The organism is Pseudanabaena biceps PCC 7429 (assembly GCF_000332215.1).
GTDB classification, from domain to species: Bacteria; Cyanobacteriota; Cyanobacteriia; order Pseudanabaenales; family Pseudanabaenaceae; genus Pseudanabaena; species Pseudanabaena biceps.
The window spans coordinates 32,182-45,376 of sequence record NZ_ALWB01000010.1 but is presented as its reverse complement, the minus strand read 5'-3'; the positions used below and the strand labels follow the sequence as shown (position 1 = coordinate 45,376).

The 13,195-nt window shown below is 44.4% G+C and carries 14 protein-coding genes; 2 read left to right on the top strand and 12 right to left on the bottom strand.

The window, feature by feature from the left end:
* Positions 1-193: 193 nt before the first annotated feature.
* The 12 genes from lpxA to PSE7429_RS02295 all read right to left on the bottom strand — a co-directional run bounded on the left by lpxA (position 194) and on the right by PSE7429_RS02295 (position 11,854).
* Positions 194-1,012 (bottom strand): acyl-ACP--UDP-N-acetylglucosamine O-acyltransferase, encoded by an 819-nt coding sequence (gene lpxA, locus PSE7429_RS02350; RefSeq protein WP_009625442.1) that lies wholly within the window; start codon positions 1,010-1,012, stop codon positions 194-196.
* Positions 1,013-1,141: 129 nt separating this feature from the next.
* Positions 1,142-1,648, bottom strand: coding sequence for a 3-hydroxyacyl-ACP dehydratase FabZ (gene fabZ, locus PSE7429_RS02345; RefSeq protein WP_009625441.1), 507 nt, complete (start codon positions 1,646-1,648; stop codon positions 1,142-1,144).
* A 61-nt stretch (positions 1,649-1,709) separates the two neighbouring features.
* Positions 1,710-2,549 carry a UDP-3-O-acyl-N-acetylglucosamine deacetylase gene (lpxC, locus tag PSE7429_RS02340; protein WP_009625440.1) on the bottom strand — a complete coding sequence of 280 codons (840 nt, stop codon included), beginning with the start codon at positions 2,547-2,549 and terminating at the stop codon, positions 1,710-1,712.
* 2 nt (positions 2,550-2,551) lie between these two features.
* On the bottom strand, positions 2,552-4,633 hold the full coding sequence (locus tag PSE7429_RS02335; protein ID WP_009625439.1) for a BamA/TamA family outer membrane protein: 2,082 nt from the start codon (positions 4,631-4,633) through the stop codon (positions 2,552-2,554).
* 568 nt (positions 4,634-5,201) lie between these two features.
* Positions 5,202-5,711, bottom strand: coding sequence for a hypothetical protein (locus tag PSE7429_RS02330; RefSeq protein WP_407681152.1), 510 nt, complete (start codon positions 5,709-5,711; stop codon positions 5,202-5,204).
* Positions 5,712-6,121: 410 nt separating this feature from the next.
* A complete protein-coding gene (locus PSE7429_RS02325; protein ID WP_009625437.1) occupies positions 6,122-7,381 on the bottom strand; it encodes a competence/damage-inducible protein A in 1,260 nt (419 codons plus the stop codon).
* A 65-nt stretch (positions 7,382-7,446) separates the two neighbouring features.
* Positions 7,447-7,824: a KH domain-containing protein gene (locus PSE7429_RS02320; protein WP_009625436.1), complete on the bottom strand. Its 378-nt coding sequence runs from the start codon at positions 7,822-7,824 to the stop codon at positions 7,447-7,449.
* A gap of 26 nt (positions 7,825-7,850) precedes the next feature.
* A complete protein-coding gene (rpsP, locus tag PSE7429_RS02315; RefSeq protein ID WP_009625435.1) occupies positions 7,851-8,099 on the bottom strand; it encodes a 30S ribosomal protein S16 in 249 nt (82 codons plus the stop codon).
* Between the two features lie 165 nt (positions 8,100-8,264).
* Positions 8,265-8,948: a hypothetical protein gene (locus tag PSE7429_RS23245; protein WP_009625433.1), complete on the bottom strand. Its 684-nt coding sequence runs from the start codon at positions 8,946-8,948 to the stop codon at positions 8,265-8,267.
* Between the two features lie 405 nt (positions 8,949-9,353).
* A complete protein-coding gene (locus PSE7429_RS02305; protein WP_009625432.1) occupies positions 9,354-9,704 on the bottom strand; it encodes a DUF1257 domain-containing protein in 351 nt (116 codons plus the stop codon).
* 174 nt (positions 9,705-9,878) lie between these two features.
* Positions 9,879-11,402 carry a stress-responsive protein Ycf46 gene (gene ycf46 / locus PSE7429_RS02300; protein WP_009625431.1) on the bottom strand — a complete coding sequence of 508 codons (1,524 nt, stop codon included), beginning with the start codon at positions 11,400-11,402 and terminating at the stop codon, positions 9,879-9,881.
* A gap of 122 nt (positions 11,403-11,524) precedes the next feature.
* Positions 11,525-11,854, bottom strand: coding sequence for a hypothetical protein (locus tag PSE7429_RS02295; protein ID WP_009625430.1), 330 nt, complete (start codon positions 11,852-11,854; stop codon positions 11,525-11,527).
* A gap of 372 nt (positions 11,855-12,226) precedes the next feature.
* Here PSE7429_RS02295 and PSE7429_RS02290 point away from each other — a divergent pair, with 372 nt between their 5' ends.
* Entirely contained in the window at positions 12,227-12,721 is a 495-nt protein-coding gene (locus PSE7429_RS02290; RefSeq protein ID WP_009625428.1) for a hypothetical protein, read from the top strand.
* The gene (locus PSE7429_RS02285) at positions 12,718-13,170 is read left to right on the top strand and encodes a hypothetical protein (RefSeq protein ID WP_009625427.1); all 453 of its coding nucleotides are present in this window, start codon (positions 12,718-12,720) and stop codon (positions 13,168-13,170) included. Before PSE7429_RS02290 ends, PSE7429_RS02285 begins: the two co-directional genes overlap by 4 nt.
* Positions 13,171-13,195 lie beyond the last annotated feature (25 nt).

Genomic DNA, 13,195 nt, shown 5'->3' with positions numbered 1-13,195 from the left:
GGCGCTTCGCGCCGCCACTTGTATTTTGGGCTTTATATTTTGTTGCTATAGAAAAAACAAATAAATCTTTGAAAAGCTTGATTTAATAGCCTTTCAAAGATTTTGAAGCTGGATGAGATAGACGACTATCACCCCAAAAGAATCGCCCCAAAAGAATTGCCCCAAAAGATAAGAGGTATTTCTTGTTAGCGGATTAGGCGCGGCTGGGAATTGGTCCACGCCGATGAGAAACAGTGATCGAATCTTGTAAAAATTGGCGCAAATGCTGAACATGAGCATTATCAGCGAAGGTAACTAGTTTTTCGAGGGCTTCCACTAGAGTGAGATCTTGATGGTAAAGCAAACGAAATGCCGACTTCAGGGCTTGTTGAGTTTCCCCATCAAGTCCCGCGCGATCGATGCCGACTCGATTTAGAGTACGTACGCGGGAGGGATTGCCTTCAACTAAGGTATAGGGAGGGACATCCCGCTCAATCCGACTCATGCCACCTACCATGGATAGACGACCAATACGCACAAACTGGTGCACCCCCAGAACGCCACTGATTCTGGCATGGGACTCGATGTAGACATGACCCGCCAAGGCGACTCCGTTGGCTATAATCACTCGATCTTCAATTTCACAGTTATGCCCTACATGAACATAGGCCATCAGCAAATTTCCGTTGCCAATATAGGTAACTTCATCGGCTTCATTGGCTCGATTAATCGTCACATATTCACGAATGCGGTTATCATTACCGATTCGGACAAGACTATTAGCACCCGCATATTTCAAATCTTGTGAATCTAACCCGATCGCCGCTCCTGGATAAATTTGGTTGCGATCGCCAATTTCGGTTCGTCCTTCGACAATAGCATGATGTCCAATGACAGTATGAGCGCCAATTTTCACCTGCTCACCGATGACAGCATAAGCTCCAACTTTGACAGTCGGATGTAGTTGGGCATCAGGATGCACTATGGCTGTCGGGTGAATAAATTCAGACACAGGCGCATGAGACACAGGCATAAAAAGTTTGGCTCGCTTGATACTAAGATAGATCGCTTTGTTTGCGATCGCTTGGATCGCCAGATGACGAATAAAGTAATGCTTTACAAGATTTTTTCTAGAGTTAAGAAGGACTCTAAAAAATATTTTCTAAAGATTAACTAAGGAAAACATCAATTCACCTTCGCAGACTAATTGACCATCAACTTCTGCGCGCCCATGCATCTTACCAAAGCGCTTGCGCGATACAAGCAATTTGGTGGTGATCGTTAAGCGATCTCCAGGGACGACAGGGCGACGAAATCGAACTTTATCGATTCCCGCAAATAGTGAAAGTTGATCTTCCATGCCAGGTAAATGTCTTAGTACAATACCGCCTACTTGCGCCATCGCTTCAACAATTAATACCCCTGGCATGATCGGACGCTCAGGAAAATGCCCCTGAAAAAATGGCTCATTAAAGGTTACATTCTTAATCCCTGTCGCAGATTTGTTTGGCACAAAATCAATGATGCGATCTACCAACAAAAATGGATAGCGGTGAGGTAAAAGTTTCTGAATATCTTCGATCATTAAGACTGGACTAGGAGGGGTGTTTTCCAGTTCAGTCTTAATTTCGGTACTATTTATGGTGTTTTCTTCGGTCAAAGTTGACATATTAAGTATTAAGTTTGCGGTGTTTTAGAGCTAGGTCGGACGATGCAACGCATTGACCTTGCTAACTTCTAGAGACTTGCTTGGTCGCTAAGGCGATCGCAAATTCGGCATGAAGGTTATGACTAGCTTTGTAGGCAAGAATATGCGCTCTCGGTAAAAATCCTAGCAAGCTTAGGTCACCAATGAGATCTAAAAGTTTATGACGACATGGCTCATTCTCAAAACGCAGGGGTGGATTGATCCAACGGTCGGCATCGCAGACGATCGCATTTTCTAAACTGCCACCTTTGATCAGCCCTGCGGCTCTCGCTTGGTCGATATAGGCGGCGAGGGTAAAAGTTCGCGCAGGGGCGATTTCGGTGGCAAATTTTTGGGGGAATTCGGCAATTGGGGGCGACCAACTAAACCACTGCTCGCCGATCGCCTTCGTGGGAAAAGCAATGCCATAGGTAAACCGTAAGGTATCGGCAGGAATTGCCGTGACAAATCCATCTCCTTTAAAAACTGTGACAGGTTCGGCTAGGGATACCAAGCAGTCGCCTTCAACCTGCGTTTCGACCCCGACTTGGGCGATCGCCTCTACCCAAGGCATCGCCGAACCATCAAGGATTGGTAGTTCGGGGCGATCAAGCTCAATACAGGCATTATGTATGCCCATTCCAAACAATGCCGATAACAGGTGCTCAACCGTACGCACACCAGTGCCATTGTGCCGTAATTCCGTGGATAGCTGCGAGGCAGAAACTACATTAGTATCCGCAGATATTTTTGTACCGTTATAAATAAAGTAGCGACCTGAGTCGATAGGGGCAGGACTGACGGTCACAGAAACTTGCTCGCCACTATGCAATCCAATCCCCGATAAAGAAAAAGGAGAGGCGATCGTCTGTTGGTAGAGCATGACTAGAATTTCTCTCCTAGACCAAAGCTAAACTGGTTACCACCATTGGAGGATAGACCGTAATCCACTCTGATCGAACCGAGCGGTGATTGTACCCGTACCCCAATGCCATAACCAGCGCCATTGCCTGGTTTGTTTCTCACACCCGCAGGGTTGCCTGGTACGGCTGAGGCCGAACCTAAATCGGTACCATAATCGAAGAACAAGACCCCACCAACAATGTTAAATACGGGGAAACGATATTCTGCGGAGAAGATGCCAAAGCTGCGACCGCTACCAATTTTACCTTCATCCCAACCGCGTACTGAGTTGCTGCCGCCGAGTTGGAATGCTTCATAGGGTGGTAATGTGCCGATGACAGTTCCTGCCTGAATGTTAAAGGCGAGGGCTTGTGTTCCTTCTGAAAAATTCAGGAAATTAACTGGCATATAAAAACTATAACTGGCGCGAACCCGATTTAAGAAAATCGAACCTAATCCAATGGGGATAGACTGTTCGGTAGCAATCCGAAATACAGAGCCTGAAGAGGGTTTAATCGGATTATCTCTCTGATCGCTAGCATAGGCAAGTTGCAGTAATAGTAAATCATCCTGTCCAGTGCCACTAGTACTGAGCTGATTGCCTAACGAGTCAGTGGCGGCGATCGCATTGTTTGTATTGTTCAGAACACTAACGCGCTGATAGCGGAAACCAAGGGATGCTGTATCACGAGAACTCAATGGGCGCGAAAAACTAAACCCAAGTCCCAGACGATTTATAACTGGCTGATCGTTATTGCTCCCGATGCCCACACTGCCATCGAAGATATAGCTATAGGCCCGTTGATTGAAAATATTTGCCGAAAATGAAGTGTGATAGGGGTCGCCAGCCAACCAAGGATCGGTAAAGTTGAGGTCAAATAACAACGAAGTTGTACCAACCTGAACATCTAATCCGAGCTTTTGGTTGTTGCCTCCAAGGTTTTGCTGTTGGAAACTGACAGTACCGAATAAACCTGTAGAGGAGCTTATCCCAGCACCTGCGGAGATGGAGCCTGTATTTCTTTCTTTGACATTAACTGTCACGACTACTTTACGGGGATCGGTACCTGGGGCAAGCCCAATATTGAGATCGTCAAATAGCCCTAAACCATAGACCTTTTGGAGATCGCTTTGAACAGTATTTTTATTAAAGATCTCCCCTTCTTTAATTGTCAATTCGCGGGTGATGATGAAATCACGGGTAGTACCAGTCACAGGCTTGCCGTCTTTATCGACAGTTTTACCATCTTCGTTAATAAAAGCAACTTTGATCGCCTCGATCGCCCCCTCGGAAACCACCAGATTAATATTTCCTTCAGGCGTAGCCTTGATATCGACTACTTGGGCTAAAACATAGCCCTTATCTTGATAATACTTCTCAAGTTCCTTTACCCCAGCTTGGATGTCTTTGAGGTTAGTAACTTTACCGATCTGCGAACCAAAAATTCGATTAATTACGCCATCTTCGAGAACTTTAGTACCATCGGCATTAACTGATTTGAGGACGGGATTGGGGAGTACAAAGAATGTTACACGTACGCCAATATCGGTGTCTTCTGGCTCAGCTTGGACATTGGAGAAGAAGCCCGTCGCAAATACTGCGTTGATGTCGGATTGGAGCTGCGTGCGCGTTACCGTGCGTCCAGGCTTGGTTGAGATTGCGTCATAAATTCTTTGTTCTAGCTCAGGAGGTAGGGGAGGCTGACCTTCTGGAGTCTTGATCGCGACTTCTCCTACTAATACTTGAATTTCATTGGTAGTTGCTGGTGCAGGAGCAGTGGAAGGGAGGTTAAAAGTGGGGTTGGTATTTTGTGGTGTAGGAGTATTGGGGGGGACGGAGGGACTAGACTGAGGGGGCTGAGTGGGAGTTGTAGTAGGTTGAGGGGTTTGAGCGATCGTACTCGACTGGGGAGCAGTTTGGGCTGAGGCAGGAGGGGTTGTTGACTGTGGGGTCGGGGCTTGAGCAATCTCTTGCTTTGCAGGACTCGCCTTTGCCAGCAAAGGATTTGTCAGTAACGTGCTGGATGCGGCAATGGCTGTGAATACGAGCAAGTTTATACGCATAAAGTCTTCCAAACACCTACAGAATATTTAAACAGAATACTTAACAGGAAACTATTGACGAACAGAGATAAACAGAAAGTTTCTGAGAATAGTAATAAATTACTATAACTTTCAACACCGACATATAGCTAGCAGTAATTTGCTAAAAGTGAATTTTATTGTTTTTTTATTGTTTTATGTTGTCTAAGATTGCCAGAAACAAAAAATTCATGCAGGGCTCCTGCATAAATCCTGCATAAATCCTGCATGAATCCTGTAGAGCCGAACGTGGATGGATCTTCATGATTCATGGTTATTCATGGTCTTAGGCGATCGTTGCTAAGTAACGTCAGTTCAGGTTAAGTTGGCAAATTTTTAAAAGCCCAAATTAAAAGCCCAAAAGTAAAAGCCTTGCTACGCAAGGCTTTTACTTTTGGGCTTTGAGAAAGAGTTTGCTACGCAAACCCTTTCTCAAAGCCAGTTTCAAATTATCTCGAACTCACGTTTTCTTAACTTGGTATAAAACCCAAGAAGTGATTGGCGGTGCTCAGCGCCGCCAATCACTTCTTGGGTTTTAGCTATAAATGGACTACCAAAATACGCGGATGGGTAATTCAGGACAAAAGTCTAATTGGTTACCTTGTAACTCTCCATCAAAACCAATCTCCATACAATAATCTTTGCCTTCTCTTATGGTGAGAATATTGCTATTAATCACCGCTTGAAATTCTGGTGAAATATTATTTGCCGTAGGACTAACCATTTCTAACCGAGTTATTTCACGCAAACCATTGCGGTGCTCTAGGGGTTGGGCTTTTTCGAGAGGATATTGATCTGGGCGTTTCCCAAATGGAGTCTGGAAAAGCAAGGGCTCATTTAATAAGTTACTGTTTGTGCCTACAGCAATACTCATAGTCTCAGGCAAATAGGGTGGACGATATGCCCAATGAGAAAATGGTACGGTTCTATTGTTTGCTGTTACTGACCGCAAGCAAATTCCAAAAGGACAGGCAGAGTGACGATTTGCCCATCTTTCTCCAAGCCCAGTGCGTCGAATTGATTCAGATTCAGCCTCCTTTAAATTATGCACCCACAGCATTTCTATCATCGCATTGCGAAAAAAAAACGACGGTTGGCTGTGCCTTGTCCTGAATGTATGCTAGCCGACCCTTCTGTGAATCCAAAGGATACTAAACGATCTGCTTCCCAAGCATTTATATCAGTACAGATAAAAAAATGGTCAAGTTCAAACGCCATATGACTAAATGCAACGAGCGATCTCTACATATTCCCCCAGCAAAATATAAGACCCGCATTGCGAGTCTTATGACCTTAACGGCGATGGTTGCGTCTTGAGTTACTTCTTACGGGTATAGGAATCAACTCTGGTTGGGGTTGATTTTGACCCAATAGGGCTTCCAGAACGCGATTTAGAATTTCGCCGATCTCTTTCAGTGCTTTCTTGATCGCTTTCACTATACTTGGCTCCCTATCATCGTCTAGGTTTATTTACCCAATCATAACAAATCTTTTCCTAAACAAATCTAAAGCTGACATTACAGTTGCTTTTCTAATCCAATTTCTACCTCTAGAGGGACTAAAACGCAACTCGATCGCCTCGACTTTGCCATCGGGGTGGGCGATCCCCACATAAACTAAGCCTACAGGTTTAGCGTCTGTCCCCCCACTTGGTCCCGCGATCCCCGTGATACTAATTCCCCAATCAGAATGCAGTTTGGTTTTAACACCGATCGCCATTTGCTGGGCAACGATCTCACTTACCGCCCCATATTGATCGAGTGCTTGACGCTCGACATTGAGTAAATCAACTTTGACATCATTGCTATAACTGATTACACCGCCAAGGAAGTAACTTGAACTGCCTGAGACTTCGGTTAAAGTTTCCCCAAGCCATCCACCCGTGCAGGACTCAGCTACCGCTAAAGTCTGACCAGATGTTTGCAAAAGTCTACCAGCAACCGTCGCTAGCGTATCTTCATCAGCACCATAGCAAAACTCACCTGTCAGTCTGAGAATTTCAGCTTCAACGGGAGCAATTAAAGCGATCGCTTCCTCCTGAGAATTTGCCCTTGCCGTAATTCTTAGTCTTGCCTGTCCGTAATTGGCATAGGGAGCAACGGTAGGATTTTGAAGCGCGAATAAGTGATTAACTTTCGTAGCAAGCGCTGACTCAGCAATTCCCCAATACAACAACACTTTGGAATGAAACGTGCCATTTCCGTAGTTACGTGCTTTTAACAGTGGAGAAGCGGTTTGCTGCCACATGGGATAAAGCTCGCTGGGAACCCCTGGAAAAGTCAAAATCAACAAATTTGGTCGAGCTTCCCAGACCATGCCGGGAGCTGTGCCCACAGGATTCGGTAAAATATCTGCTCCCTTAGGTAGCAAGGCTTGTTTGCGATTGTTGGCGGTAAGCGTTCGACCCGTTTGGGCTGCCATTTCTTGAATACGTTCCCAGATCTCAGGACGTTCTTCTAGGGGAGCATCAAAAAAATTCGCGATCGCTTCCGTAGTGAGATCGTCAGGCGTAGGTCCCAGCCCACCCGTAGTAATAATTAAATTAGAGCGACTAGCGGCGATCGCTAAAGCCTGATGAATGCGATCGGGATTATCCCCGACCACTGTTTGATAAAAATGAGGGACTCCCAGTAAAGCTAGTTGCTGTGCTAAGTACTGAGCATTACTATTGAGTATTTCTCCGAGCAGTAGCTCGGTACCAATACAAAGAACTTCTGCACCGACATTCATAGGTTCGCTCCCAATCATAAATTGCACAAATTAAAATAAAGGGGGCGCTTAGCGCCCCCTTTATTTTAATTATTTATCTCGCGCCGCTTTGGCTTTTCCACGTCGATCCGAGGACGCTCAACCTTTTCCTTGGGTTCGCTTTGCCCATCACGATCAGTTTGGCGATCTTGATAGCCGTCAGAATTTACATTGGGGGTAGGATCGAAAACTTCAAATCTGGCATTATGCCCAGCTTCTTCGGCAGCAGTCATAACCACCGTCCGAATTGCTTGGATCGTTCGTCCCCCTTTACCAAAAATTCGCCCCCGATCTTCTGGATCGAAAGCAACTCTAATCCAGACGCGATCGCTTTTGCTATTTGACTCAAAATCTACCCGCAAGGCATCTGGACGAGCTAGTAATGGCTTCAGCAAAAAACTAATTAAGGCATTGTAGTCTGGCACAAGTTTAAATTGGCAGATATTTAGAATTAGGCAGTAACGAGATCGAATACCTTAGCTTTTTCAAGGATGCGACGTACTGTATCCGTAGGCTGAGCGCCTTGCTTAATGCGAGTAACGATCTCAGGTACATCGAGTTGGGTTTCTTTGGTGCGTGGGTTATAGAAACCAAGCTCAGCAAGGGGGCGACCATCACGGCGGCTGGTGCTGTTTACGGCGACGATACGATAGCTGGCTTCAAATTTTTTGCCAAATCGCTTTAGTCTCAACTTCATCATGGGTTTATGGCTCTAGTTTTAGGGGTGATCCAGTTCAATATTTTAGCAGGCTTATTAATATAACATTATTTAGATAACCTTGTCTCGTTTGGTTAAGAGCTTTTTACGAAGAACTTTTTTCAAGGTTCTTTTTTCAAGGTTCTAAACAAGGTACTAAACAAGGTACTAATTTTCAATCGGGACTTTTACTTCATTACTATCGGGAAGGTTTTCAGCAATGTTTAGAAATGTGCGATCGCCACACATAGATCGCAATTTATCAACAAACAGTGAAGTCTCAGCTAGCAAAGTCATATTTTCGTAAGCTGATCGATAAACCTCAGAATACTCAGATTCCGCAATTACAGGATAGACCTTGGCGGGTTCAGAAGTCCCTGAAGGAGAGCTTAAACGACTAGGGTATCTTAGAGGATTAGGTTCTGCGATCGGGGCAGATTGAGTTGTGGGTTGGATTTTAACTGCTCCCAGCATTGACCGACGTGGAAAGGGCATAGGCTCGGCAGATGCTTCGGTTGTTTTAAATGGGGGGATTTCTGAAATTGCAGCTTCACGATTTGCCGTTCTTGGAGGCGTATAAAAAATCCGATCTTCGTAAATTACAGCTACATCACCACAAACCAAGCGCTCGAACTCGCGATTGTAGCGACAATTTGGTTCCCCTTTACGCTCCCAAAGATGCAGAATTTGATTAACAGAGACAGCCTTATATCTTCCTTGGAATAGAGATTCAATTACCGCCTGACGAACCCATTCAGGTCGAAAATTCCCCCAAGCACGAGTCAAATCATTGATGGTATACCCACCCAAATCGAAACTATAATGCTGCAAAAGGGCGATCGCTATTTCCATTAGGGCGACAATATTTCAAGTTATGTATCATTATCCTACATTTAAAAGCAAGAAATGTGAAGATCCGCAATCCCAGCCCAGTGATGATTTACTGTATACCCGCCGCCAACTGTATCAGGACATAAAGCCCAAAAGAGGGTTGCCGCGCGGATCGCGGCAACCCTCTTTTGGGTTTTAAGAAAGGGTTTTCTACACAAACCCTTTCTTAAAACCCGTTTCAAATTATCTCCAACTCACGTTAAATTATGCAGGGCAAAATCAAAACCCAATAAGAGAATGGTGGCGCTTTGCGTCACCATTCTCTTATTGGGTTTTGAAGCGTAGATATTATAGCTAATGAAAAAACGGACTAGTCTATGTGACTAGCCCGTTAATTTGCATAATTAAATAGCAAGATTATGCCTCTTACTGCAAGACGAGTTTAACGTTGGCATTGCTTAGCCCAGGACGCTTTACTTCAGTCAAAGCCTTGTTCACAGCATACTTTTGATTGATCGAATTGATCAACTCGGTCTGGTTGTGCTTTTTGGCAACGCCCCAGAGATCGGCGATCAGATCGAAAGAGCCATCAGTATTACGAGACCAGCCCAAATCATAGTCACCTTCTAAAGTAGCCACAATGTCGGCACGGATGCGTTGGCTGTTATAACCACGAACATCAGCTTCAGTCTTGACAGTGATACCCAGATCGCGCAAAGACGACTTGAGGACTTCGGCATCAGTAATTTTTGTGCGAAGAGTGCTGAAATGAGACATAATAGTTTTGCTCCTGTAAATAAATGTGAACTCAACTGTTAACTCAGGCGAGAGACATAAGAGTTTTGGTGGTTCTTACTCCTATGTTAGCTGCTAGATCGATTGCCTTTCAATAAGACATTCTTTAGAATCTAGCCTTAACCCTGCTGCCGACAAAACAGCAGGATAAGCTTTTTAAAACTCCATACGCTGATATTCAGCGACTGAAGTAGCTGCGGGTCTTGCCCGCATTCTTGCCCAGTCACGCAGAGCAGCAACCTGCTCAGTCATCGTGCGTGAGAGAGGAGTTGTCGATTTTACAGCCGAAATGATATCTAGCTGTGTAAACTCCCGATCTTGGGCAAAAGCTTCATACATAGCGGCAATTACCGCCTGTTCAATTTCCGCCCCCGAAAAACCATCGCTTACCTTTGATAGCTGTTCAAAATCAAACCTTTCTAACTTTTCAACATCAGGACGACGCTTACAAAGGTGAATTTTAAAGATATCTCTGCGTTCCTCACCATTGGGTAAGTCCACAAAGAACAGCTCGTCAAAACGACCTTTGCGTAAGAATTCTCCTGGCAGCTTTTCGATCCGATTTGCCGTAGCCATAACGAATACAGGCGATTTTTTCTCTTGCATCCATGTAAGGAAAGTGCCAAATATTCGTGATGATGTGCCACCATCTGAATCCGCCGAACCCGCCCCACCAGCAAAAGCTTTGTCAAGTTCGTCAATAAATAGGATCATTGGCGAGATTGATTCTGCAACCTTTAAAGCATTGCGCAGATTTGCTTCTGACTTGCCAACGGTGGAACCATCATAAACCCGTCCCATATCGAGACGAATCAAGGGTAATGACCAAAGTCTGGCTGTCGTCTTCGCAATTAGTGACTTTCCACATCCAGGGACACCGAGAATCAACATCCCTTTAGGTTGGGGTAGTCCATAGTTGCGCGCTCTCTGACTAAAAGCATTAGAACGTTGTTGCAACCAATGTTTTAGTTCTTCAAGTCCCCCTACTGCTTCTAGGTCTTCTTCATCTTCGATATATTCGAGGATTCCATTTCGACGAATCAATTGTTTCTTTTCAGAAAGGACGATATCGACTTCTTCTTCAGTTAATTTACCATTGGTAACCTGAGCTTTGCGATAGACCTTTTCAGCTTCATCTTGGGTTAAGCCTAAGGTGGCTCTAACCAACTTTTCGCGAGTTTCAGCCGATACTTTTTTAGTACGAACCTGTCCGAGCTGTTGATCGAGAACCTCTTCGATCGCTTTAATATCTGGCAGAGGAAAGTCGAGAACAACGATCTCTTTCTCTAATTCAACAGGGATAACTTGGATTGGCGACATCAAAATAATAGTTTTTTGAGTGCCTTTAAAGTTAGCTACTGCATCACGCAAGCAACGAACAATCACTGGATGGTCGAAAAAAGGATGTGCATCCTTAAAAACATAGATGGCTGGATCCTTTTGATCGGCTCTTGTGATCCACTTGAGGGCCGCTTCGGCTGACTCAGTGTTGTGCTGGGCAGTGCCTGTTGTTTGTCCGTACTCGACTATGCCATGGGTAACTGTCCACGTAAACATACGACGTACGGGTTTTATCTGAGAAATAGTAGCGATCGCCCTTTCTGCTCTTTCTTCCTCTGGCGTATTGAGGTAGATCAAGGGATATTGGGCTTGAATTAAAATGCTAAGTTGCTCTTGCATATAGTAATACTGAGGTCTATGCCTCTGTCCTCACCTTGTCTACAGAAAAATGTCTAGGAATAGTCTGGGAATATAAGTGGCTAATTCAAGGCTGATTTAGCAAGCTGATCTGACAAGCTGATTTAACCAATAGAAACCAGTTCCTCATCTTGACTATCAGCTTTACTGACGGTGACTGGTGAAGGTTGATTTCGACTGCCCCCGATCGCTAGTAATTCACCATTACGGATCACAACTGTTTGGGAACAGCTAGGACAACTGTAGGTTTGATGGGTATGTCCGACACCAGAAGAATCGACGATATCAGCATGGGCAAGATAAAAACTAATTGCTTTTTCTGCCAAGTCTGACATCGAATCCCCATCAATCGCAGAACGAATTTTAAGCTGCTGGTGTAGTCGTTCGGGGAGATAGAACGTAACTTTTTGCGTTACCTTTTGCTTATCTTGCATAGTGGTTAAGAACTGTGAATACCCGGGTATGTATCTAAGGTACAGGTGAAATATTCTGCTGTCAAGACATCATACCGCTATGCCAGTAATATCTTAATAGTTCGTTACATTGCTGCTAAAGAAATAGCGGTGCGGGGCTTTGCCCCGCACTGCTATTTCTTGACTGGGAAAGGAGTATATGCTTCTGGTTTATTGTTTGCCTAAATTTTAGGAATTGCCGAAAATCTCTTTACCCAGATTCAAGAATCGCTATAAACTTATCCTTAGGAACAAGATTGGCAGTAATTTGGTCATGATCCTTAGCAACATGAATCTCAAACAATACACTTGAAATGCATCTGCGTTGCTAATGCATTCTACATGGAGTGAGTTATGAACGTTTCTAAAATTGGTCATTCCAACATCTTTAATTTAGGTTGGGGAGCCTTAGCAGGTATTGCAATAACTTTGACGAACGTTACACCTAGTTTTGCTCAAAGTACACTCAATCTTGGGCGTAACTTTCGCCCTGATCCTGCCACTTTAGACGGAAATGCTGGGGGAAAGGTCAGTATTGCCAGCATTGCGGGGATTGCTGATAATTGTCGCGGCTTTGCCAATGCTAAACCCAATCACACGATTACTTTGACCGAAACTTTTCCTTTAATGGATTTTTTAATTTATACAGGCAATATTAATGATGAGCCCACGATGTTGGTTAAGGGACCAAACGGTATTGTCATTTGTGCTAACGGTGAGGCTGGTGGACGCAATCCTCAAGCTAGTCGCCGTTTACCTAAGGGGATTTATCAGGTTTGGGTTGGTTCTAAAAATATTAACCACTCCTTTGATTACACATTGTCTTTAAGTGAAATACGTCAAAAATGAAATTATTGAAATTACCGATCGCTGTATTGGGATACTCCCTAATAGCAATTTTTCTATCCGCGACCCCTGCGATGAGTCAGGAAGTCTTAAGACCGATCTCACCGAAATTCACTCCCGATCCTCAGGTTTATTCTGGGAATGCAAGTGGAGGTTTACCATTGCAGTCAGTGGCTAACCGCAAAGCTAACGGACAATGTCAAGGTTTAACACAGCAGTCTGCCAATCATTCTTTGACATTACAAAAAAACTTTGGTTTTTTAGCATTGAAGTTAATTAGCGATCGCAATCTCTCTCTGCTCGTCCAAGGACCCGATGGAGTTTACTGTCGTAGTGGCAAAAATCCCGAATTATCAGGTGCTTGGATGGCAGGAAAATATGAGATCTGGGTTGGTACTATGAATGGAGAATCTAGCTCTTACCAACTGACGATCAGCGAAACGAATCAATGAACGAATCGATGAACGAATCAATGAA